The 23,497-nt window shown below is 47.8% G+C and carries 18 protein-coding genes; 15 read left to right on the top strand and 3 right to left on the bottom strand.

All coding sequences use genetic code 11. From position 1 onward, the window contains the following. The first annotated feature begins 2 nt into the window (after positions 1–2). Complete coding sequence (locus BO18_RS14615) at positions 3–2,378, top strand: extracellular solute-binding protein (protein WP_034447510.1); 2,376 nt, start codon at positions 3–5, stop codon at positions 2,376–2,378. Between the two features lie 34 nt (positions 2,379–2,412). Here the strand turns inward: BO18_RS14615 and BO18_RS14610 are convergent, their stop codons facing one another. Next, positions 2,413–3,444: a hypothetical protein gene (locus BO18_RS14610; RefSeq protein WP_051688791.1), complete on the bottom strand. Its 1,032-nt coding sequence runs from the start codon at positions 3,442–3,444 to the stop codon at positions 2,413–2,415. Positions 3,445–3,602: 158 nt separating this feature from the next. Here BO18_RS14610 and argS point away from each other — a divergent pair, with 158 nt between their 5' ends. From argS to BO18_RS32850, 11 genes are all read left to right on the top strand, one after another. After that, positions 3,603–5,375 carry an arginine--tRNA ligase gene (argS, locus tag BO18_RS14605; RefSeq protein ID WP_034447508.1) on the top strand — a complete coding sequence of 591 codons (1,773 nt, stop codon included), beginning with the start codon at positions 3,603–3,605 and terminating at the stop codon, positions 5,373–5,375. 20 nt (positions 5,376–5,395) lie between these two features. After that, complete coding sequence (locus tag BO18_RS14600) at positions 5,396–7,108, top strand: M3 family oligoendopeptidase (protein WP_051688790.1); 1,713 nt, start codon at positions 5,396–5,398, stop codon at positions 7,106–7,108. A gap of 7 nt (positions 7,109–7,115) precedes the next feature. Further along, on the top strand, positions 7,116–8,546 hold the full coding sequence (locus tag BO18_RS14595; RefSeq protein ID WP_034447505.1) for an RsmF rRNA methyltransferase first C-terminal domain-containing protein: 1,431 nt from the start codon (positions 7,116–7,118) through the stop codon (positions 8,544–8,546). After that, positions 8,543–9,148, top strand: coding sequence for an XTP/dITP diphosphatase (locus BO18_RS14590; protein WP_034447503.1), 606 nt, complete (start codon positions 8,543–8,545; stop codon positions 9,146–9,148). Before BO18_RS14595 ends, BO18_RS14590 begins: the two co-directional genes overlap by 4 nt. Before the next feature lie 106 nt (positions 9,149–9,254). Next, positions 9,255–11,483, top strand: coding sequence for a leucine-rich repeat domain-containing protein (locus BO18_RS32860; RefSeq protein ID WP_051688789.1), 2,229 nt, complete (start codon positions 9,255–9,257; stop codon positions 11,481–11,483). Positions 11,484–11,790: 307 nt separating this feature from the next. Further along, positions 11,791–12,237 (top strand): ACT domain-containing protein, encoded by a 447-nt coding sequence (locus BO18_RS14580; protein ID WP_028507358.1) that lies wholly within the window; start codon positions 11,791–11,793, stop codon positions 12,235–12,237. Between the two features lie 20 nt (positions 12,238–12,257). Continuing rightward, positions 12,258–13,445 (top strand): homoserine dehydrogenase, encoded by a 1,188-nt coding sequence (locus BO18_RS14575; RefSeq protein WP_081861122.1) that lies wholly within the window; start codon positions 12,258–12,260, stop codon positions 13,443–13,445. A 29-nt stretch (positions 13,446–13,474) separates the two neighbouring features. Beyond that, the gene (gene purD, locus BO18_RS14570) at positions 13,475–14,728 is read left to right on the top strand and encodes a phosphoribosylamine--glycine ligase (RefSeq protein WP_034447501.1); all 1,254 of its coding nucleotides are present in this window, start codon (positions 13,475–13,477) and stop codon (positions 14,726–14,728) included. Between the two features lie 3 nt (positions 14,729–14,731). Further along, the gene (gene yqeK / locus BO18_RS32855) at positions 14,732–15,952 is read left to right on the top strand and encodes a bis(5'-nucleosyl)-tetraphosphatase (symmetrical) YqeK (protein ID WP_051688787.1); all 1,221 of its coding nucleotides are present in this window, start codon (positions 14,732–14,734) and stop codon (positions 15,950–15,952) included. A gap of 111 nt (positions 15,953–16,063) precedes the next feature. Continuing rightward, positions 16,064–16,402: a ribosome silencing factor gene (gene rsfS / locus BO18_RS14560; protein ID WP_034447499.1), complete on the top strand. Its 339-nt coding sequence runs from the start codon at positions 16,064–16,066 to the stop codon at positions 16,400–16,402. A 133-nt stretch (positions 16,403–16,535) separates the two neighbouring features. Continuing rightward, on the top strand, positions 16,536–17,288 hold the full coding sequence (locus BO18_RS32850) for a ComEA family DNA-binding protein (protein WP_051688786.1): 753 nt from the start codon (positions 16,536–16,538) through the stop codon (positions 17,286–17,288). Between the two features lies 1 nt (position 17,289). Here the strand turns inward: BO18_RS32850 and BO18_RS14550 are convergent, their stop codons facing one another. Then, a complete protein-coding gene (locus BO18_RS14550) occupies positions 17,290–18,288 on the bottom strand; it encodes a biotin--[acetyl-CoA-carboxylase] ligase (RefSeq protein ID WP_034447497.1) in 999 nt (332 codons plus the stop codon). A gap of 136 nt (positions 18,289–18,424) precedes the next feature. On the opposite strand from BO18_RS14550, the gene BO18_RS32845 reads away from it, so the two are divergent. Next, entirely contained in the window at positions 18,425–20,218 is a 1,794-nt protein-coding gene (locus BO18_RS32845; RefSeq protein ID WP_185752469.1) for an HD domain-containing phosphohydrolase, read from the top strand. Between the two features lie 10 nt (positions 20,219–20,228). Here the strand turns inward: BO18_RS32845 and BO18_RS14540 are convergent, their stop codons facing one another. Then, positions 20,229–21,587 carry an MATE family efflux transporter gene (locus tag BO18_RS14540; protein ID WP_034447494.1) on the bottom strand — a complete coding sequence of 453 codons (1,359 nt, stop codon included), beginning with the start codon at positions 21,585–21,587 and terminating at the stop codon, positions 20,229–20,231. Between the two features lie 187 nt (positions 21,588–21,774). On the opposite strand from BO18_RS14540, the gene BO18_RS14535 reads away from it, so the two are divergent. Beyond that, entirely contained in the window at positions 21,775–22,605 is an 831-nt protein-coding gene (locus tag BO18_RS14535) for a class I SAM-dependent methyltransferase (RefSeq protein ID WP_051688784.1), read from the top strand. Then, positions 22,605–23,486 carry a hypothetical protein gene (locus tag BO18_RS14530; protein WP_034447490.1) on the top strand — a complete coding sequence of 294 codons (882 nt, stop codon included), beginning with the start codon at positions 22,605–22,607 and terminating at the stop codon, positions 23,484–23,486. Before BO18_RS14535 ends, BO18_RS14530 begins: the two co-directional genes overlap by 1 nt. Positions 23,487–23,497: the final 11 nt, after the last annotated feature.

Raw genomic sequence — 23,497 nt, 5'->3', positions numbered from 1 at the left:
TCATGAAGAAAACAAGATTAATTGCATTTGCCACGGCTGTCTTTATGCTGTTGCCGGTGCTTGCTTCCTGTTCCCCGGAAAAGACAGGAAACAATACGGTCAAAGAAGATGATCCGTGGTATGATTCGACCAAGTTCAAGATCGAAAAAGACATACGGCAATATGAACAATTGGGGAATACGGGGATCTGTACGGGCAGCGACCGGGTGTTTTCCGTCTATCCTTTGTCAAAGGATCATTGGGGTTCGTGCAGAACGGTTCTTGATACTTATGATCTTGAAGGAAACCTGCTCGGGCGGAAGGAACTCTCCTGTCCTGACGATTTCCGTGTTCAGAGTATTTATTCTGTAAGTGCGGATCCTGACGGAAAGACCGTAAAAGCAGCTGTTTACCTCAATTCTTCCGGAAAACAGTTCCAGGCCTTTATCGATATCGATACTGAGACAGGAACGGTATCGAACATAAAGAACATATTGAATAAGGGAAACACCTTCTACAATGATGTTTATGCTATAGACATTATCGGCAACTATGCCGTTGTGACATTAAATAACAGTACCGGAACTGCGGAAGTTTCTTTTTCGCTTTTATTGTTCAAAGATTCGGAACTTGTCGGTGAACTTGATACCTCGACAGTAAACATCAATTATTTCTTTGAAGGTTTTTCATTGGATCTTTCATCGGATTCTTTGTATGTCACAGGCTATGAATACGGCGATATCGTCATCCTGGCATTCGATATCAATAGCGGAAAGCTCAAGAGCAAGAAAAGTCCCGGCGAGTCGGATGATAAGACGGTTGACTTGTCGGAATATACGGCAACGGACAGAGGCAATCTGTGCAAACTCGATTCGCTCGGCAATGTCATGAAGATAGATGCCGAAACAATGACTCCCGTGACAATGGTCGACACTAACTGGTATACGCCGTTCTTCCATCCTACGCGGTCAAGTTATCTTTTGACCAATTCCTATATCCTGAGCTGTACCGAGACAAGGACAGTCATACTTGACCAGGTAAATGTATCTTACGGAATTGATGATCAGAACACCTATGAATATGTTACCGTTCTCGAAAAGGCAGAAAAGAATCCTCATGCGGGAAAAGAGATCATAGAAATTGCTGTGCCGGTCTATTCTGAAGGAATCTCGGATTATCTGGCAAAAGCCGTATATGAATTCAATAAGACGGATGACCGGTATCTCATAAGGGTATGGGATAAGTACAAGAGCGGATTCACATTGGGAAGAATGGTCCCGAATGCTGACGAAAAAGAGACGGAAATGTATGAGATGATCCAGGACTTGAAAGGTGACGAGGCTCCGGACCTTGTCATCGGTATCCAGCAGAATTATGCGATGCGCGATGATGTCTTTATGGATCTGACTGATTTCCTTGATCCTGAGGTCATGGATAAACAATATGCCAATATCATCGAGGCCGGAAGGTACAACGGTAAACTTTATTTCCTGCCGGTAACTCTGGAACTGGAGGGGCTTGTTATAAATACAGAACTGCTCAAAGACGGTGCGGAAGGAATAACGTTTGAAGACTTCGACAGGATGGTAAAAGAGGAGCTTAACGGCTTTTCACCGTATGACTATCCTGACTCGCTGTATTGCGACAAACTCTCTTTTATCCTTTCATGCATAGATACGAAGAGTGCGATCGAAGGTGAGGATGTTGATTTCGGAACAGAGCAGTTCCGTTCCGCAGTGGAATATGCGAATGAAAACTTCGTTTATGACGATGACGATAGTGTGCCTGTTGAGTATTTATATGATTCTGACTCCAGACATAAAGGAGAATGCTGTTATTTAAAGATCACCGATTATCTGGAGTTTGTACATATCCTCAACGATCAGGACGGACACTATGCCATTATCGGAACACCTTCGGTTGATGCATCAGGTCCCAGATTTACTGCTCTTGAGACTGTTTCAGTGTCGGCGGCCACCGATGTGAAGGACGGCTGCAGGAAGTTTATTAATTATCTGTTTTCGGGCAGCGCTTACGATCACGATGTATGCGAATTCAGGAATCTCGTAACTAACAGGGATATCATGAACAGAAACATCGAAACCCTTACGCTGCGCAACAACGAGGCATTTGAGCTGTATCTTGGTTCAAAGGAGAGCGGCATGATAAGGGTGCCTCCGAGCGTTGAAAGGGCATATGGTGATAAATATGCAACGGATGATATGCGAGGGAGTTTCCTGAGCAGCATGTCAACGGTCTCCACATACTATTACGGTGATCCGAAGATCACTAGGTTTGTTATGGAAGAAGTCGCTCCGTATTATGCCGGCGACCGGTCTTTGGACGATGTTGTCAGATATCTGAATGACAGGACGACCAAATATATCAGGGAGATGTAACCTCATCCGATATTTAAGGAGAGCCGTGAGCGGATCAGACCTTTCCGGAAACTCTCAGCAGAGTGGATACAAAGACGTATAAGAAGTCGATCATGCCTGCGGCGAGCACGAGAACGAGCCAGACGCGCTTGACGCTGAACTTTCTGTTCTTCCTGAGCTCGTCGTGCAGAGGCGTGATGATGTTCTTGAACAGAATGATCTTCTTCTTTGTAAGTCTTCCCACGGTGATCTTAAGGATCGAGATGCCGCCGTCGCAGAGGAACGGAAGTCCTACTATGAAGTAAAGGAACGGTATCCTGCAGTAGACCAGGAAGAAGGCGATAAAGAGTCCGAGCGATCTGGAACCCGCGTCGCCCATGAGCATCTTTGAAGGGTTGAAGTTGAACATGAGATAAGCCAGGAGCGAAGCGATAAATACGATGGTAAGTATTATCGAGTTCCTGTCAAAGAGAGACTCTGCCATAAAGCCCATGAGGAATGTCGTGAATACCGCGAGTATGGAGAGTGTGCCGGAAAGACCGTCAATACCGTCCGTAGCGTTGGTTGCATTGATGGATACGATGAAGAGGATCACGCAGAGTATATAGAAGAGAACGGGGTGGATATCGATGTAAGCGCCCGTTATCGCGATATAGACTCTCGTGCCGAAGAAGTGAAGGCAGAAGAAAGCAGCGATAAGTGAGATCACTACGTCGAGGGCGCCTTTGATATATTCGTTCCACGGCTTTTTCGAACGGTCATCAAGCCAGCCGGTGACCATCTCGGCAAAGATGCAAAACAAGCCAAGGCCAAGGCCCGTAACGACATTTCCGCTCTCAAAGAATCCCTTGCCGGAAGTGACGGGGTTTATGAAGAAGCAGAGTATGGCCGACAGGATGAGGAAGACCAGAGTGAAATAGAACCCTACTCCGGTAGGTTTTCCGATATTTACTTCGGCGCCCTGCGCGAACTTGCGTCCGCGGTCATGTCCCATAAGGATGTTTTCGCCGGGAAGGAACTTGAGAAGTATAAGCGTAATGGCAAAACCGGCAACCAGTCCGACAGCCATCTTGATGATAAAATACATTAAATTAACCTCGCTCATAAGGTTTAGATCGACATCTGCATTATACCTTATGGATAAATCTAATAAAAATGTGAAATAGTTCAATAAATGGAGCCGATTTACTCGTCACTGTTGGCCAAATGTGTTAACATAATCTCTTGTTATAAGGAGAAAATACTATGGACTACAAAGATTTGATCGCTTCCAATCTGCATGAATGCACAGGCCTTGATAAAGAACAGATACTGGGCCTCATAGAAATACCGCCGAAGCTCGAGATGGGTGACTATGCATTCCCGTGCTTCGTGCTCGCAAAGACGCTTCATAAGGCTCCGCCCATGATCGCCAATGAGCTCAAGGCTTCAGAAGACCTCGTAAAGGGTTTTGACGGTGCGGTCACGGTCGATGCTGCCGGTCCTTACATCAATTTCAGGATCGACAGGGGTGTCCTTGCCGGGAATGTCGTATCAGAGATCATTGAACAGGGTGACCAGTACGGCAACAGGAACATCGGAGAGGGCAAGAATGTAATCATCGAGTTCTCATCCCCGAATATTGCCAAGCCTTTCCATGTAGGCCACGCTTTCACGACGATCTTAGGTAATTCACTTGCCAATATATATTCGAGGCTCGGCTATAACGTAATCAGGTTCAACCATCTGGGCGATTACGGCACACAGTTCGGCAAGCTCATCACGGCTTACAGGCTCTGGGGAGACGAAGCAGCAATGCAGGAGAACCCCATTGACGAGCTTACAAGGATCTACGTTAAGTTCCACGACGAGTGCAAGGTCTCTTCAGAGCGCGAAAAGGAGCTCGAAGACACAGCAAGAGATAATTTCAGGAAGCTCGAAGAGGGTGAACCTGAGGAAGTAGCTCTCTGGCAGCGCTTCAGGGATCTGTCACTCCAGGTTTTCGAGAAGACGTATGAGAGAATGGGCATCAAGTTCGACAACTATAACGGCGAATCCTTCTATTCATCAATGATCCCGGGTGTTGTTAAGATGCTCGAAGATAAGGGACTCCTTGAAGAGAGCGAAGGCGCAAAGGTAGTAAAGCTCGATGAAGAGGGCCTTCCTCCGTGCCTCGTTGTAAAGAGCGACGGTACGACGATCTATGCTTCCAGAGACCTTGCCGCCGTTCTCTACAGACATGAGGAATTCAATTTCTACAAGAATATCTATGTCGTTGGACTTCCGCAGCAGCTTCACTTCAAGCAGGTTTTCGCTGTCCTTAAGAAGGCCGGCTACGACTTTGCCGATGACTGTGTACACGTTGGCTTCGGACTTTTGAAGTTCAAGCCCAAGAAGGACGAGAACGGCAATGAGGTGGTCGAGGCTTTCTCAACCCGTGCCGGCAACATCATCAAGCTTGACGATTTCCTTGACAAGACGACTGAGAAGACCGCTGAGATCATCAGAAAGAACAGTGAGCTCAGGGGCGGTGACATGACGGACGAGCAGATCGCCAAGGTATCAGAGATAGTCGGCCTCGGCGCAGTCTCATACACATATCTTAAGGCCGGAAGAGAGAAGGACATCCTCTTTGACTGGGATGACATGCTCGATTTCGAAGGCGATACTGCGCCTTACCTGATCTACACATATGCAAGGATCAAGTCGATCCTGAGAAAGGCAGAAGAGCAGGGCTTTAACGCTTCCGTTGATGCGGTTTCCAAGCTTACCGCAGAAGACGAATATGCGGTCATCAGGAGCCTTGCTGACTTCAAGGATGCGGTCGTGAAGGCAGCTGAGAGCTATGAGCCTTTCATGATCTCACGCCAGATCTCCCTTATCGCAAGGAACTTCAACCGTTTCTACAATAACTCGAGGATCATCAACGCCGATACGCAGGAGAGCAGGGAGGCACGCCTCATGCTCTGCAAGGCCGTAAGCTATTGTCTTAAGTCCGGTCTTGATATGCTCGGCATCGGCGTAGTCGAGAAGATGTAAACAGCAAGAAAGGTAAAGGCATGGATAACACAGCGAACAGTTCGGTACCGGATTTCAAGGACCTTAACTACACGAGACCTGATATTGACAAGTTCACGGAGACCGTAAGGAACGTAAGACTCAGGCTCATGACCGCCAAGACTCTCGAGGCGGCAGATGAAGCCCTCGGCGAGTATGAGATCGCCATCAGTTCCTTCGATACGCAGTACGCCCTCTGCCAGATACTTCATGACCTGGACACATCGAACGATTTTTACAACAAGGAGATGGAGTTCTTCGACGAGGCGGGAGCCAGAGTCCAGGAACTCTCATCCGCTGTCCTCTCGGGCCTTCTCACGTGTCCCTGTGCGGATTCACTGAAGGTCAAGTACGGCTCCATGATCTTCCGCAAGGCAAAGAACCAGCGTGAGATCATCTCGAGCGAGGTTATAGACGACCTTACAGAGGAATCCAGGCTCGAAAACGAATACGCTCAAAAGCAGTCGGAAGCAGAGATCACGCTCGGAAAGAAGACTCTGAACTTAAGTCTCATCCAGCCTTATCTCGAATCGACGGACAGGAACGTCAGACGCAGCGCTCATGCGGCTCTCGATTCCTACTACATGTCGCGAAAAGAAACTTACGACAAGATCTACGACGACCTCGTAAAGGTCAGGACGACGGCTGCAAAGAAGCTCGGATACAGCAGTTTTACCGAGCTCGGCTATAAGCGCATGGAGCGCTACGACTACAACAGGGAAGACGTTGCTTCCTTCAGAGAGAACATCAAAAGATATATCGTTCCGCTCACAACGCAGATAAGAAAACTGCAGCAGGAAAGATTAAAGGTCGACGAACTCATGTTCCACGACCTTCCGTGCCTTTTTGCCGACGGCAATCCTGCCCCCGTCGTAAGCAAGGAAACATATAAGGATGCGGCAGGCAAGTTCTTCAGGACTATGTTCGGTGCGACGCCGAGCTTCTTCGATGTCCTGACCGACCACGGATATACGGATCTCCTGTCACGCCAGAACAAGTCCACGGGCGGTTACTGCATGTATCTTGAGGATTACTGCATACCGTTCATCTTCATGAACGGCAACGGCACTTTTGACGATGTAGCGACTGTCATACATGAGGGCGGACACGCTTATGCCGCGCTTGCCGGCGCAGAGTCCTCACCCTTCGTTGAGTGCCTGTCTCCAACGCTCGAGACGTGCGAGATCCACTCCACATCGATGGAATACATGTCATATCCTTTCATGGATATCTTCTACGGCAAGCGCGCTGAGCAGTACTGCGAGCTTCACATGACAGACGGGCTTTTGTTCCTGCCTTACGGCTGTATGGTCGACGAGTTCCAGCATATCGTTTACGACAATCCTGACATGACGCCCGAAGAGCGCCATCAGGCCTGGAAGAAACTTGAAGAGACATATCAGCCCTTCATCAAATACGATGAGGAAGACACGCCTTTCCACGCGATGGGCGGTGCCTGGATGAAGAAGGATCACATCTTCACGACACCTTTCTATTACATCGATTATTGTCTTTCCCAGATCTGCGCACTGGAACTCTGGGATGAATCCAGAACTGACCTCAAGGTCGCACTTGAGAAGTACAACACGCTCTGCCAGCTTGGCGGAAGTGACACCTTCTTAAATCTCATCAAGCGCTCCGGACTTGAATCCCCGTTCAAAGTCGACGTAATGAAGACCCTGGCATACAGGTGCTCTGAATTCCTTAATCTGTGAGGATAAGATGAATCTTCCCGAAGACTTTATCAACGAGATGGATTCATTCTTCTCTCAGCAGACTTCTGTGCCTGAGGAAGGTTTCTATGAGAGCTTTGACAAGGAGCCGTTAAAAGGTATCAGGTTCTCGAGATCGAAGATATCTTCTGTTGAAGAGGAAAGAATACTTTTAGAAGAATTGGGAGAAACCGCAGATCCCGTTTCGTGGTGCAGCGGCGGTTACTATACAAAGAACGAATCGGGCGGCAGGGAAGCCCTTTATCATGCGGGAGTCTACTATCCGCAGGAGCCTTCCGCCATGCTCCCGGCACAGGTTATGTCCGCAAAGCCAGGCGAGATCGTACTTGATCTCTGCGCGGCTCCAGGCGGCAAGGCATGCAGACTGGGCGAAGACATGAAAGGTGAAGGCCTCCTGGTCGCAAACGAGATAAGTTTCGAGCGCTCCAAGGCATTGCTCCGCAACATCGAGCGTTCAGGAATAAAGGGCCTTGTCATCCTTAACGAGACGCCCGAAAACATCGCTGAAAGACTTCCGCTTTTCTTTGACAAGATCCTCATCGATGCGCCGTGCTCCGGTGAAGGCATGTTCAGAAGGGACAGCGGTGCGGTCAAAAGCTACATGAACTACGGTCCCAAGGTATGCGTTCCTTTGCAGGAATCCATTCTGGAAGCTGCTCACAAATGCTTAAAAGACGGCGGCTCGATCGTTTATTCCACATGCACTTTCTGCGTGGAAGAAGACGAGAATCAGATAGCACGCTTCATCGAAAGACATCCCGAATACCATGTGAAGCCGCATCCTGAGATACAGGGGGTTACACACGGCGGGGAAGGTTCCGTGCTTCCCGGTTCCATGAGGATATGGCCTCATCTCTCAAAAGGTGACGGACACTTCTGCGTGCATCTCGTCAAAGGTGCGGAACAGGAATTGAAATCTGCAAAAGATATTATTACTGACGGTGACGAAAAGCGCAGGGACAGAAACATCGAAGCTGCGATGAACGTTCTCGATGAAGTCTTATCCGCCAAAGGAAAGGAATCACTCTTAAAGGGCAGGTTCGTGACACACGGAACGGGCATATTCCAGATGACATTTGACGAGAGGATATTCAAAGGCCTTAAGGTCGTAAAGACAGGCCTTTACGTAGGCGACATCAAGCCGCTCAAGTCGGGAAAGACGGTCTTCGAACCGTCAAACAGCATCGCGCTCTCATTATGCAGAGACGACATAAGAGATGATTCTTATCTTGCTCTTTCAAGAGACGATGACAGGCTCCTTAAGTACTTAAGAGGCGAGACGATATCTGTTTCGCAGGAAGACGGCATCAAGAATTCGGGTCTGATAATTGCCGGAATTGGCAGTTATCCGCTCGGTTTTGCAAAGATCAACGGAACAACAGCAAAAAATATGTATCCAAAAGCATGGAGGCTTATATGAGCAAAGAAATGAAACTTATCCTCGCCACTTCTAACAAGGACAAGGTAAGAGAGATCGGCGAGATATTGGACGGTACGCCTTTCAAGGTTGTATCCATGCGCGAGGAAGGTCTTGATCCGGACATCGTTGAAGACGGCAAGACGTTTGAAGAAAACGCTCTCATCAAGGCCAGAGCGGTGCATGCACTTACCGAAGGCGCATATGTCATGGCAGACGATTCAGGCCTCTGCATCGATGCGCTTGACGGCGCTCCCGGCATCTATTCCGCCAGATTCTGCGGCGAGGATTCCACATATCCCGAGAAGTTCAAAAAGATCTTCGAGATGCTTAAAGACGTTCCCGAAGAAGAGCGCACCGCAAAGTTCGTTTGCAGCATCGCAGTAGTACGTCCCGACGGATCCGAATTCACGGTCAGGGGAGAGGTCTGCGGCGTTCTCCATGAGAAACCTGCAGGTGACGGCGGCTTTGGTTACGATCCTATCTTCTATGTTCCCGAATTCGGCATGACCACCGCACAGATGACAAAGGAACAGAAGAATTCCATCAGCCACAGAGGCAAGGCTTCAAGAGCAATGGCAGAGATACTGAGATCTGAAATTTGATAAGATATTCAGGCTTCAGAAAAACGTTAAGACAGATGATCGGAAAATGTTATCATAGTACGGATTCATAAATATGCAATTTAAGAAAGGAAAAAGAGGTAAAAGAATGGCGAACGGAAGAATTAAACAGATCGCAGGCAAGATAATGCTGGGCGCGTTTGCTGCTGCAGTAGGCTTTTCGGTATTATCCAATCTGCCTTGGGCAGTAAAGGCTGTTAATGCCGATTTTGTCGTAGAGATCGATGATACCAATTTCCCTGATGACAATTTCAGAACCATTGTTCAAGGTTATGACAAAGATAAAGACGGTTTTCTGGCTCAGAAGGAAGTAAGCGGCGTAAAACGCCTTGATGTTTCAAATTATTTTTCAAAACCGGACAAAGTGATATCAGACTTAACGGGTATTGAGTATTTTCCATCTCTTGTTTATCTGGAATGTCACAACAATCAGTTAACAAGTCTTGATGTGAGCAAGAATACTTCGTTGCAATCCCTGGCTTGCTACAACAACAAACTGACAAGCCTTAATGTCAGCAACTGTACTGCCCTGACAAAGCTTTCATGCCAAGGTAATCAGCTGACAAGTCTTGATATCGGTGACTGTACTGCCCTGACAGAGCTTTCTTGCAGTAAGAACAAACTGACCAGCCTTAATGTCAGCAATAATACTGCATTGACAATAATTATGTGTGACAGCAACCAGCTTACAAGTCTTGATGTCGGCAATTGTAAAGATCTGTTTGAACTCAGTTTCAACGGAAACCAGCTTAATGATATCGATGTAAGCAAAAATTCTGAGCTTCAATATTTATGGTGCGAAAACAATCTTTTTACAAGCATCGACATTAAAGCTAATGATGCTCTTAAAGAATTACGTGTCAGCAACAACCAGCTTACGAGCATCGACGTGAGCAAAAATCTTTCACTGAATTCTCTCAGGTGCGCCGGCAACCAGCTGACAGAAATCGATGTCAGTATGTGTACTGATCTGACATACCTTGACTGCAGCAATAATCAGATAAAAGATCTTGATATCAGTAAGTTAAAGTCGCTGTACAATCTTTACTGCAATAGTAATCTCTTATCAAGCCTGGATTTCAGTAACTGTACGGATATATACGAGATCAATTGCTCTGATAACAAGATTGATAATCTTTTGATCAGTGCGTGTGCAGATCTTAAATTCCTGGTTTGTAATAATAATTCGCTTGACACTTTGGATATCAGTAAGAATACAAAACTAAATGGTTTGCTTTGTTATTCCAATCCCCTTAAGTTGATAAATATCTATAATAGTCCCAGTCTGGTATCTGCTTATGAATCAGGGGAAAATTCCGGATGGGCAGCGCTGCCTGCTACTGCTGCTTACTATCGGGATGCGAATTCGAACCAGTTGGCTATTGACCGCTCTCTGCTTGTCGTTTCTGAAGGTTGGAATATGATTCAGGGAAATTGGTACTATGTCTTAAACAATGATCTGGTTACCGGTTGGCTTAATGTAAATGGCAAATGGTATTGCTTCAATGATAAAGGTGAAATGCTTGTCGGTTGGATCATGGATAATGGCGCGAAGTATTTCCTGAACTCTTCAGGTCAGATGGTTACCGGTTGGAAAGATATGGGCGGCATCTGGTACTACTTCGGTACTAACGGAAAAATGGTAACGGGATGGCAGAAGATCAATGGTGATTGGTATTATTTCCAAAAAAACGGCATCATGCTTACCGGTTGGCTTGAAGAAAATGGCAAATGGTATTGCTTCAATTATAAAGGCGTTATGCAGGTCGGTTGGATCATGTATAACGGAGCGAAGTATTTCATGGACTCCTCAGGCGTAATGACTACCGGTTGGAAAGATATGGGTGGCATCTGGTACTACTTCGATCCTTCCGGAAAGATGGTAACGGGATGGCAGAAGATCAATGGTGATTGGTATTATTTCCAAAATAACGGAATCATGCTTACCGGCTGGCTTGAAGAAAATGGCAAATGGTATTGCTTCAATTATAAAGGCGTTATGCAGGTCGGTTGGATCATGTATAACGGAGCGAAGTATTTCATGGACTCTTCAGGCGTAATGACTACCGGTTGGAAAGATATGGGTGGCATCTGGTACTACTTTGCTCCTGACGGAAAAATGGTAACGGGATGGCAGAAGATCAGTGGTAAATGGTATTATTTCAAAAATAACGGTATCATGCACACCGGGTGGCTGCAAATTGGCAGCAGTTGGTATTACCTTGATCCTTCCTCCGGCGCAATGGTAACCGGCACGAAGACGATAGGCAGCAAGATCTATATCTTCGATTCGAACGGTGTCTGCCTGAATCCATAAGTTTACGGCGGATCAATTGATCGTATCATACGGGGCTGTCTCACTCATGTGAGGCGGCCTCTTTACTGTGCATTGCATGAAGATGTCACGGAATCGGTGTGTTTTGTGACGGAAAAGTGCAAGTGCTTTTTGCTTTGTTCATGCCGTTATTGCGCGGTTTTCGCGAAGGTTTCTGTGCGATGCTTTATTTAAGCCCCTTTTTCGTTGAAATGCCCTCTTAATCGTGATAATATTGTCAGGCGCGTACAAATGTCCGTCACAGGAAGTATAGTGACAGCGCTAAACTTGTATGAAAGGTCTTGACTTTATGCCCCAGGATAACCCCGAATATTTCCTCGTCGACAAGAGAGTACTGCCTGAAGTCTTCATCAAGGTCATGGAGGTAAAGCAGCGTCTTAACACGGGAGAGTCCACTTCGGTAAACGAGGCGGTCAGAAAGACCGGGCTTTCAAGGAGTGCTTACTATAAGTACAAGGATTCCGTCCTGCCGTTCTATGAGGCAGCAAGCGGCAAGAAGGTTACGCTCCTTCTGTCCGTAGAGAACTTCCAGGGTATCCTGTCAGAGATCATACGAACTATCGCGGAATCACGCGCGAATATTCTGACCATCAATCAGAATATCCCGATCAACGGCCTTGCAGACATCTCGATCTCCATTGAGACAGTGTCAATGTACGGAACCGTTGACGATATAATAAACGACATCTCTAAGCTCGCAGGTGTGCGCAAGTGCATGATACTGAGCAGGGAATAAGAAAGGTTAGGACAGGTAAAATGGCAATCAATGTTGCGATCATGGGTTTCGGTACTGTCGGATCAGGCGTGGCCGAGACGCTGGACATCAATAAGGATGCGATCACGAAGCGCGTTGGCGAAGAGATCAACGTCAAGTATATCCTTGATATCAGGGATTTCCCCGAGAGCAGGTTCGCTTCTCTCGTAACACATAACGCTGACGAGGTTTTCGAAAGCGACATTCTTATCGCGGTAGAGACAATAGGCGGCGCAAGGATAGCTTATGAATACACGAAGCGCGCTCTGTCACTGGGCATCAGCGTTGTTACTTCAAACAAGGAACTCGTATCGACTCATGGTCCCGAGCTTATTAAGATCGCTCAGGAGAATAACTGCTGCTATCTGTTCGAAGCAGCTGTCGGCGGCGGTATACCGATAATCAGACCTTTGTACAAGTGTCTTGCGGCAAACAAGATTACGAGGATCGCAGGCATCGTAAACGGTACCACAAACTACATCCTCTCACAGATGAAGGATGAGGGCATTGATTTCGATACGGCACTGCAGCAGGCTAAGGACAACGGCTTTGCGGAAGCAAATCCTTCAGCTGACATCGACGGTATCGACGCTCAGAGAAAGATATCCATACTCTCAACGATCGCTTCTGACGGTGAATATATCGCACCTGATTCGATCAATGCTGAGGGCATCTCAAAGATCACCGTGGACGACATGAAGTTTGCTTCTTCCATCGGCTGTGATATCAAGCTCATCGCTCTTTATGAGTGCGGAGAGGACAAGCCTGTCGTTTATGTTGCACCGGCATTGGTCGATAAGAGCAATCTGCTCTATAACGTCAACGGCGTGTTCAACGCTGTAATGGTAGACGGCAACAGCCTTGGACAGGCTATGTTCTACGGTCAGGGCGCAGGCACGATGCCTACGGCATCCGCAGTCTGCGGAGATATCATCGAGGCAGCTCTCGGCAATCCCGCAGAGAACCGCGTATGGACTGAAGAACGTGCTGAGATCACACCTTATGACGAGATCTCTGCCGACATCGTTGTCAGGGCTGATGTTCCTGCCAAAGTGCTCGGCGCGGCAGAAGGTTATGAGTGTGAAGTCCTTTCCGATGAGGCTATCCTCGTCAAGGGAATAAAGCACAAGGATATCGCCGCACTCGTAAGTGCAAGTGAGGCGTCTTCCTGGATGCACTATCTTAAGTGATCAGGTCGAAAAGATTCGGAGGATAACATATGAAGGTTTTAGTAGTTGGCGGCGGTGGAAGAGAGCATGTTATCTGCTGGAAGCTCAAGCAGGATCCCAGAGTAACTGATCTTTACTGCGCTCCGGGTAACGGCGGCATTGCTTCTATCGCCACATGCGTTGATATAAAGGCTACAGATCTGGATTCCATGGTCGAGTATGCGAAGAAAGAGCAGTTTGATCTTGTATTCGTTGCTCCCGACGATCCGCTCGCACTCGGTATGGTCGACAGGATGGAAGAAGCAGGTCTCAGAGCCTTCGGCCCCAAGGCAAACGCTGCGATAATCGAAGGCTCAAAGGCTTTCTCCAAGCAGCTCATGAAGAAGTATTCGATCCCTACTGCGAAGTATGAGATCTTTGAAGATGAGCAGAAAGCTCTCGATTACCTTGAGACACAGCCTATGCCTATCGTTATCAAGTGCGACGGCCTTGCATTAGGTAAGGGCGTTATCATTGCACAGAACCTCGATGAGGCTAAGCAGGCCGTTAAGGACATGATGGAAGATAAGAAGTTCGGCAATGCAGGCTCCACGATCGTCATCGAGGAATGCATGACAGGTCCCGAGCTTACTGTACTTGCTTTCTCTGACGGCAACACCTGCATTCCCATGGTATCTTCAAGAGACCATAAGAGAGCATACGATCACGACGAAGGCCTTAACACAGGAGGTATGGGCGCGGTTACTCCCGGTGCTGACATGACTGATGAGCTTAAGGCACGCATTCAGAATGAGATCATCACACCTACTGTCGAAGCACTCAAAAAAGAGGGAAGACCGTTCAAGGGTGTTATCTACTTCGGCCTTATGCTTACACCTGAAGGACCGAAGGTTGTTGAGTATAATGCACGTTTCGGTGATCCTGAGGCACAGGCTGTTTTGCCGCTCCTCGAGAACAGTCTTCTCGATATAGTTGATGCATGCATCGACGGAACTCTCGATCAGGTCGAATTCAAGTGGAAGAATAAGTGTTCCTGCGTTGTTGTCATGGCTTCGGGCGGATATCCGCAGAGCTATGCAAAGGGTTACGAGATCACAGGCATCGATACCTGCGGCAAGATCGTATTCCAGGCAGGCACCGCTCTTAAGGACGGCAAGCTTGTTACGAGCGGCGGACGCGTTCTCTGTGTTTACGATGAAGCAGATACGCTTGATGAGGCCATCGACGGCGCATACGAAGGCGTTGCAAAGATCAGCTTCAAAGATATGCACTTCCGTCACGACATAGGAAGGACACTCGGATAATAAATGAGGATCGGCGTTTACGGCGGGTCTTTCGACCCAGTGCATAACGGCCACATAGCAATGATCAAATCCGCTTTAAAGAGCGGATTTATCGATTGCGTGATAGTTATACCTTCGGTCCGCAATTCCTTTAAGCTCTATGCCAACAAGCTTCCGCCCCCGTACCGTCTCTACATGATGAAGGAGACCGTGGAAGGTCTGGAACTCAAGAATGTTTTCGTAAGTGATGTGGAATACGGCATCGAAGGCGTAAGCTACACCGCAGTCGTCCTGGCAAAGCTCACTTCCGATGAATACATTCAGGGCTTCCTTACAGCCAACGGCGTAAAGCGCAAGAAGGCCGAAGAGCATCATGAATTCTTTTGGATAATGGGTTCTGACACGCTCGGGACTTTCGAGACATGGTATAAGCCGGGTGAGATCCTGAATTACGCTTCGCTCCTTGCCGCGGTAAGGCCCGGTGACGATACCGATGTCGATAAGGCCGCTGATTCCATCAGGAAGAATCTCGGAGGAAGGGTTGAGATATTCAGGCTCGACGGTGTTGACTGCTCATCTTCAGGAATAACGGCTTCAGGCGATTTTTCGATGGTTCCGGAACCAGCCCGTGACTTTATAAAGCTCCACGCACTATATACTGAAAACACAAAACTCGAAGGCGTGTCCGAAGATGCTTTGAAACAGTTCTATGAGAGTGCCGTCTGGATGTATCACTATCTCGGAGCAAAGCGCCTACTGCATACACTCAATGTCGGTTATCTTTCGGCACATCTGGCTGACGTGTTCGGTTGTGACAAGAATAAAGCACTTATAGCCGGAGCACTTCACGACTGTGCAAAGGAACTGCCTTTGGAAGAACAGTCTGCGCTTGCAAGGAAATATTCAGGTGACCTTTTCACCGAGAAGAAGCTCCTTCATTCACCCGCGGGCGCCACGTTCGCTTCCGAACAGTTTGGCATAAAGGATAAAGAGATACTTGACGCGATCTGTTACCACACAACGGGAAAGGGCGGAATGTCTACGCTCGAGAAGATCGTATATCTTGCCGATAAGATCGAGCCGGCACGCAATTATACCGATCTCTCACCGATAAGGGCAGCCGCCGAAAAGGACCTCGACAGTGCCATGCGCATGACCGCAGCGGCAGTAAGGGACAAGTTTGTTTCGCAGGGCCGGGATATCCATCCTCTGACTCAGCTGATGATGAAAGATCTGGGAATGTAAGTAACCTGAAGAGAATGCACAGTGCCGTGAATGCTAAATAAGTGTGAACTCAAGCGCTGTTGCCATTTATTATGCTATACTTGAAATATCACTAAACAAAAGGAGAAATACATGGACAGCAAAGAATTAGCCGCTAAGATCACCGAGATACTCGATTCGAAGAAGGGTATCGATATTGAGACAATAGATCTGACGGGAAAGACCGTTCTTGCAGATTATTTTGTTCTCGCAAGCGGTAATTCCACGACTCAGATCAAGTCTCTTGCAGACGAGGTCGAGTTTGTGCTCAAAAAGGACTTCGATATAGTTCCCGATCACATTGAGGGCCGTTCCGGCGACAAGTGGATCCTTCTCGACTACAAGGATGTCGTAGTACATGTCATGGGCAGGGAAGAAAGAGAGAACTATAACATCGAAAAGTTCTGGGAGACCAAGAAAAAGGAAGAATGATCACTGATCCGCGGATGAGCGGGTTCTAGTAATTTATTTAAAAGTAATGTTCGAAACCGGCAGGGTTGATCCTTGTCGGTTTTGTCGTATTTTGTCGGTAAAAACCGACAAACAGGGGTGCTATGCTTTCACTATGTTGAAGAAGAGCACTACAGCCAAGATAAAAAAGATGATATATCCTGCGGCATTCATCCTGATAGTTATCCTGAGTGCCGTATATAAGCTTGTGTTCAAAGGAAACGCTGATGTCCCCGTTACGGCCTTTAAGAGCGGTAAAACAGCCATGCTCGCTTCTGAAAGCACGGATGAGAAATATGCTTCAGAGATAGCGGTCGGCTCTGAGACAGCGTATGAGAGCGCTTTGGAGACGGCTGATGAAACTGCGGTAACCATACAGAAAGTAAGCGTATATATCTGCGGCGAGATAAACCGACCCGGAATATACGAAGCTCCTAAAGGAGTCATGCTCAACAGCATAATAGAGGATGCAGGAGGACTTACGGATAATGCGTCAGCCGATTACATCAATCTCGTCTATCAGATCGAATGCAACATGTCGATCTATATCCCGTCCGCGGATGAGATCAGGGATGGATTTACAGGCGGTGACATCATAAGGCAGGACGGAGTTTATGTCTGGGGGACGTCGCAGGGTGCTGATGGCGGTCAGGGTTCTTCAGGATCAGAAGGGAATACCCTGATGGTCAACATCAATACGGCGACAGCAGAAGAACTGAAGAGCCTGCCGGGTATAGGCGACGTGACGGCGCAGGCGATCGTGGATTACCGGAAGAATAATCCGTTCAAAACGATAGAGGATATCAGGAACGTGTCGGGGATAGGCGACTCAAAATACAACAGGATAAAAGACTATATCTGCGTATAGGTTACGTATAGCCGTAAAGGCCCCTGACGCTGACTTCACCGCTCCTTAAGTCCTGAACCGAACCGTCGTCAAATTCCACCTTCAGTGAGAAGTCATCGTTTATGGCAACGGCATTACCGGTGCGGCCTTCGCCGTCTTCGAGCATGCGGGGGAAAGCCGTGATCCTGCTTCCGGCGGTGATATTGAGCTCGCGGTAACGTTCGAGATAGTAGGGGGATGACGGCCACTCTGCTGCGAGTTTGTCCATGGAATAGATAAGTTCTGCTGCGAGAACATGGCGCAGGAACTTTTTACCGCCGTTCTCCATCGAGATCGAAGTAGCTATGTCCGCTATCTCGGGCGGAAAGTCCGACGGTTCATCGTTAACGTTGATGCCGATACCGATAATGCAGGTGTCGATAAGGCCGCTCTCGCCCTCTCCGGAAACCTCGGTCAGGATCCCGCAGATCTTCTTTTTGTTCATTATCAGATCGTTTACCCACTTGATCCTTACGTCCATCCTGTATGTGTTCCGGATCGCGTCCGCAACGGCGACCGCCGTCCAGCTCGTAAGATCCGATATCTTTTCGAAACCCGCTTCGGGTCTAAGCAGGTAGGAGAAGTATATGCCTGCTCCTGAAGGAGATGCAAAGCTCCTTCCGCGCCTTCCTTTGCCTCCGGTCTGTTGGTCGGCGATAACAACCGTACCTGACGGGGCTCCCTTTGAAGCCAGGTCTTTCAATACATTGTTTGTCGAATCGACAGAATCGAAAACATGGATGTCAGTGCTCCGGCTGTCGGGAAGGACGGCTGCCACGGTTCCCCAGGCGAGGATGTCCGGTCTGTTCTTGAGGAGATAACCTTTGTTGGTGGATGAGACAATATCGAAGCCGTCTTCTCTCAGTGATTTAACGGCTGTGTTTACTGCGGCGCGTGATACGCCGAGAGTACGGCTTATGGACTCGCCGGAGATGTAATTCCTCTCCCTTGAGATAAGCTTCAGAACGTCGTCTTTAAGCATTTAGGTCCTTTCCAGTTTCTTTACCTGCGGTTAACCGTTTATTTTTTATAGTTAACAAAAATAATATCACTTTGCACCGAAATGCGGTAAAATATTGATGGTAAAGTGCTTTATTATATCTTGGATCAGGGTGACCATGAGTACATATTCTATAGTGCTGGCTGTTGTTATGCTGGCAAGTATGATCTCTACATTTGCGCTCGTACTCTTATCGAGGCGAGGCGCTAACACGCTTGAGATTCTCGTCTCGGTCTGCATAATGATGAGCAATGTGGGATATTATGTCCTTTCATGTTCGCGCAATATCCATGAAGCGCTTCTTGCAAATGCACTGGCCTATGTAGGCGGCATATTTCTTCCTCTTCTGGTTGTTTACATACTTGTTGACTATTCGGGTTCAAAGGTTCCTTTCTGGTTTTCTTCGATAATCCTGGCGCTGAATATATTCATATTCCTGTCGGTCATCGTTACAGACAGGGTTCCCATGTATTATGCCACGGCCCGTTTGGTCAGCGGCCCTCCGGCCGAGATCGTAATGGAACCCGGTCCGATCTACTACATCAGGTTTATCGTACTGGCGGTCGAGCTGGGCCTGGTAGGGTTCTTCACCATTCTTACATATCTCGGCAAGCGTAATGCTTCGTTCAGAGTGATGATGATTTATGCCGGTTCTATGATCGGTGCGGTTGTTATCTACATCTGCAAGAGTTTCTTCGAACTCAAATACGATATGATACCTTTCCTGTTCCTCGTATACTCCCTGGTCCTCGATTATGTCGTTACCAGAACGACGATCTATAACGTCAATCTGAGTGTTCAGGAAAAGATAGATGAGCTCAGCTCATACGGTTATCTTGTTTTTGACAGAAAGTTCAGATATGTCGGAAGCAACCCCATGGCAGAGAAGTTCTTCCCGGAGATAAAGGAAGCCAGGATCGATTCGAAGATCATCGCCAAGGACTATGCGCTTAAGGATCTCCTGAAGTGGGTTACAAAGAATGCTACCGAAGCTTCTGAAGCAAAGAAGACGACGGGAAATTATAAGAAGTCTATCACCATCAACGACAGGAGCCCGAGCGACAGGCGTTTCCTCGAGTGTGAGATGAGCTTTATCCATTTCGGTCTTGAGAATCACGTATCAGGCTACCTCGTTGAGATCATCGACGATACGGACCAGCATAACATGATCGAGTCCATGAGTTTCAGGGGCGAGTCCTTAAAGCGTGAGGTCGAGAGACAGACAAAGAGGGCCAAGTCGATGCAGATGTCGACCATCCTCGGAATGGCGGCCATGATCGAATCCCGCGACAATTCCACCGGCGGTCACATCAACAGGACATCAGAGTGTGTGGCTCTTTTCGTTGAACACCTGAGAACGCTGGACGATTACAACATGAGCGAGAATTACTGGGATTCAGTGATCTACGCGGCACCTCTCCACGATCTCGGAAAGATCTCCGTTGATGATGCCATCCTGAGGAAGCCGACAGGACTTACCGATGATGAATATGAGAAGATGAAGACACATGCCGAATACGGCGCCCAGATCATGAATAAGGTCCTCGCCGATGTTGATGACAAGGAATTCGTCAAGGTAGCTGCAAATGTCGCACACTATCACCACGAGAAGTATAACGGCACGGGTTATCCCGATAAGTTAAGAGGCGAGAACATCCCGTTCGAGGCAAGGATAATGGCTTTGGCAGACGTTTTCGATGCTCTTGCCAGCCGCAGATACTACAAGGAACCGATGTCCTACGATGAGGCTTTCGAGATAATCAGACAGGAACTGGGTCACCATTTCGATCCGCACCTCGGACGCATCTTTATCTCGCTCAAGCCCCAGATTATCCAGCTCTACGAGTCATTTGAGAAGACGGAGTACGGCCGCAATAAGGAACGTTCCGATTTCAGCGTTCCCGTAAAGTAATCCGCGGAGTTTATTTCATCTCTTCGTTGATGATGTTCTTTACCCATTTGTATTTGCGGTAGTGAAGCATGACTACCGGGATCTTTACGATCTCATCAAGGTTCAGGATAAAGTAGACCACCATTACCGGCCAGTTGAATACGAATGCCGAGAGGTACCCGAAAGGTACGATGAATGCCCACATCGTCAGTGTGTCGCAGATAAATCCGAATCTTGTATCTCCGCCCGCGGAGAAGATGCCGCCTATCAGAGTGGAGTTGATGGATCTTCCCAGAATGTAATAACTGCACATGAGGAGCATTATCAGCAGATAGTGTTCCGCTGTCTCGGTAAGATGCACGAAATACAGTATCACAGGAGCCGAAGCTGCCGCGACGACCCCCAGTATTATTCCTGAGATTATTGTTATCTTTAGGAGCTTGTCTCCGTATTCTTTTGCCGTGTCGAGCCTTCCTGCGCCGAGTTCGTTTCCTATGACGATGACGCTTCCGCCGGCTATGGCAAAGCAGAGACAGGATACGAGATCTTTTACTATGGCAGCTATGCCGTTTGCCGTAGCCGCATCAGTTCCGAGGTGTCCCATGATGACCGTGATCATGGTGAAGCCGAAGCCCCAGAGGAGCTGGTTCAGGAGGTAGGGGAGGGTGTATTTGGAGAACCTCTGGCGGAGGTCCTTGTCTACGTGAAAGATGTTCTTTATTCTCAGCCTGAACTTTGTCAGCTTGAGGTTGAAGATAAGACAAAGGATAAAGCCCGTTCCGTTTGCTATAGCAGTGGCGAGCGCGGCTCCGGCGATGCCCATCTCGGGAGCGCCGAGAAGACCGAAGATAAATACCGCGTTGAGCACTATGTTAAGGAAGACTATGACCACGCTCGCGATGGTGCACTGCTTGACGAAACCGACGTTCTTGAGGAGTGTCTCGAATACGGATGCCAGAGTCATGAAAACATATGAGAAAGAAGCAATCCTGATGTATGGCACGCCGTTCTCTATCAGTTCCGGAACATCGGTGAATACTCTCATTACGCCTTCGGGCATGAACATGGCGCATCCGAAGAAGACGATCATTACAGGCAGAGACAGGGTGAACATGTAGCCGAAGACCTTCTCGATGGAGCCTGTATCGCCCTTGCCCCAGTACTGTGCAGCGAGCATTGAACCGCCAGCGGTTATGGACATGACAAATAGCGTCAGTACGAGGACAACCTGGGTTGCCAAAGATACTGCTGCCATCGATTCCTGGGACAGAAAAAGAAGCATGATGGCATCTGATACCGGAACGAGCGCGAACACGAAGTTCTGCAGCGTCATCGGGAGTATCAGTGAGAGGAGCTTCTTTCTGAAAGATGTGTCATTTCCTGTTTGCATGTGCGTATTTTAGTCAAATCATTCCCTAAAATAAAGGCATTGACTGTTTTTGGTCCTGAAACGGCAAGAAAAACAAACAATACGACAGGGCATGGACCGGCGGTGTTGTGCCTATTCTTTTGCCGTGTCTGATGAGATCGAGAACGGCCGTACCTTAATGGTATAATTGTCCGAAAGGGGGATGACCATGGAAAGCATTGATAACGTATATGAATTTTATAACGGCGGTGCCGAAATAGGACGGCTTGAGCGCGGACTCGGAGTAGTTGAGTTCTACAGATCAAAAGAGATAATAGAAAGATATCTTCACGGAAAACTTAACATCTATGATATAGGCGGAGGTATAGGCAAGTATGCCGGATGGCTTGCAGAAAAGGGACATGATGTAACTCTGGTGGAGCTTGCGCCCGTTGCCGTGGATTACGCGAAAGAGCATATGACCGTTCCCTATAAGGCTGAAACAGGCGACGCACGTTCTTTGGAGCTTCCGGACAACAGCGCCGACATGGTGCTTCTCATGGGACCTCTGTATCATCTGCTGACAAGAGAAGACCGGATGAAGACTTTATCTGAAGCGAACCGAGTCCTTAAAGAAGGCGGCATTCTGGTCGCTGCGGGAATATCGAAGTTCAGTTCTGCTACATGGGCGCTGTCCGTATACGGTAACGGCAATGAATTCATTGATGATGACATCTACATGAACATGCTGAAGCGTGAGATGTCGACGGGAGAGCATATCAAACCGAAGGAATATCCGTATATCATCTCTGATGCATATTTTCACACGATAGACGGATTGAGGAATGAGGTAACGGAAGCCGGATTTGAAGTCACGGAAAGCGTTGCCGTGGAAGGCTGTTCCTGGATCACGCCCGATATTGCTTCAAAGTGGGAAGATGAAGGAAGGCGCAGCCGCCTTCTCGAGATCATCAGGTCTACAGAGCATGAGGAGACCATGATGGGCATCAGCCCTCACTTTCTGGTCATCGCATCGAAGATTGAAAGGACAGATTCCTGATGGATAAAAAAATATATCTAAAGACCGGCGGACTTCTGTATATTCTCATTGTCGTGATCGCAGGCGGTCTTGCGCTGACGGTGCACAGGTATGCAGAGTTTAATCTTCTTATCGTTCTGCTGATCATACTGGCAGCAGCGGTTCCTGTCGCGGCCGTAACATTAAAGATATTGCTCGTGAGGGAGAAGAATAAACCCTTCGGCAAGGTCTACAGTGAATTCAGAAAAGAGGTATTTACGCACGGCTATACGGATAAGTATTTCGAGCTTGCGGGAAAGGCCATAGACGCATACAGGAACGGAGAGAAGATCGACGTTGTTTATCTTAAGGATTTTGTCCTTTTTACCGCCGATTATCACAACATGAAAGGAGAATATGACAAGGCTCTTTCGCTCCTTGTGCTCCTTAATGAAAGTGATTTTATGAGCAAGACCATGCGCTTTGCCGACTACGGTTTTTCGGCTCTCATGTACTACGGCTGTTATATTGAAACGTACAGGGGACTGAACGACAGGGAGAATGCCATAAAGCTCATTGAACGTGCCAAGCCTCTGCTCGATTCCAAATTGAAAAATGAGGTCCTTACACTCTCTGCTTATACGATCTATTACACTTACTACATGCTGCTGGGAAACTATGAGCTGGCTCAGGAATATCTGAATAAAGTCCTGTCATTTGATTCAGAGGCTGCAAAGAGTTATTACGCAAGATATTACATCGAAGCCGAATTCGATCTTCATCTGGGAAAGCGTCAGGAAGCTTTAGAGGCTCTTAAGAAGATGGAGCCGATGATAAAGGGAGAGACAAAGGAATTACTGGGTTTTATCTATCAGGCATATCAGGAGCGTCTGGGACTCAATGAAGAAATGCAAAACGCATAATCTCTGAAAAG

This window comes from Butyrivibrio sp. AE2032, assembly GCF_000702965.1.
This window is presented reverse-complemented; position numbering and strand designations above follow the sequence as displayed.

Bases quoted from the DNA above. Each gene is read 5' to 3' on its own strand.
- BO18_RS14590 (WP_034447503.1), top strand. From the start codon at position 8,543: ATGAGCAAAGAAATGAAACTTATCCTCGCCACTTCTAACAAGGACAAG.
- BO18_RS32860 (WP_051688789.1), top strand. From the start codon at position 9,255: ATGGCGAACGGAAGAATTAAACAGATCGCAGGCAAGATAATGCTGGGC.
- BO18_RS14600 (WP_051688790.1), top strand. From the start codon at position 5,396: ATGGATAACACAGCGAACAGTTCGGTACCGGATTTCAAGGACCTTAAC.
- BO18_RS14550 (WP_034447497.1), bottom strand. From the start codon at position 18,288: ATGCTTAAAGACGACGTTCTGAAGCTTATCTCAAGGGAGAGGAATTAC.
- argS (WP_034447508.1), top strand. From the start codon at position 3,603: ATGGACTACAAAGATTTGATCGCTTCCAATCTGCATGAATGCACAGGC.
- BO18_RS32845 (WP_185752469.1), top strand. From the start codon at position 18,425: ATGAGTACATATTCTATAGTGCTGGCTGTTGTTATGCTGGCAAGTATG.
- BO18_RS14535 (WP_051688784.1), top strand. From the start codon at position 21,775: ATGGAAAGCATTGATAACGTATATGAATTTTATAACGGCGGTGCCGAA.
- yqeK (WP_051688787.1), top strand. From the start codon at position 14,732: ATGAGGATCGGCGTTTACGGCGGGTCTTTCGACCCAGTGCATAACGGC.
- BO18_RS14580 (WP_028507358.1), top strand. From the start codon at position 11,791: ATGCCCCAGGATAACCCCGAATATTTCCTCGTCGACAAGAGAGTACTG.
- BO18_RS32850 (WP_051688786.1), top strand. From the start codon at position 16,536: ATGTTGAAGAAGAGCACTACAGCCAAGATAAAAAAGATGATATATCCT.
- BO18_RS14615 (WP_034447510.1), top strand. From the start codon at position 3: ATGAAGAAAACAAGATTAATTGCATTTGCCACGGCTGTCTTTATGCTG.
- BO18_RS14530 (WP_034447490.1), top strand. From the start codon at position 22,605: ATGGATAAAAAAATATATCTAAAGACCGGCGGACTTCTGTATATTCTC.
- BO18_RS14610 (WP_051688791.1), bottom strand. From the start codon at position 3,444: ATGTATTTTATCATCAAGATGGCTGTCGGACTGGTTGCCGGTTTTGCC.
- rsfS (WP_034447499.1), top strand. From the start codon at position 16,064: ATGGACAGCAAAGAATTAGCCGCTAAGATCACCGAGATACTCGATTCG.
- BO18_RS14575 (WP_081861122.1), top strand. From the start codon at position 12,258: ATGGCAATCAATGTTGCGATCATGGGTTTCGGTACTGTCGGATCAGGC.
- purD (WP_034447501.1), top strand. From the start codon at position 13,475: ATGAAGGTTTTAGTAGTTGGCGGCGGTGGAAGAGAGCATGTTATCTGC.
- BO18_RS14595 (WP_034447505.1), top strand. From the start codon at position 7,116: ATGAATCTTCCCGAAGACTTTATCAACGAGATGGATTCATTCTTCTCT.
- BO18_RS14540 (WP_034447494.1), bottom strand. From the start codon at position 21,587: ATGCAAACAGGAAATGACACATCTTTCAGAAAGAAGCTCCTCTCACTG.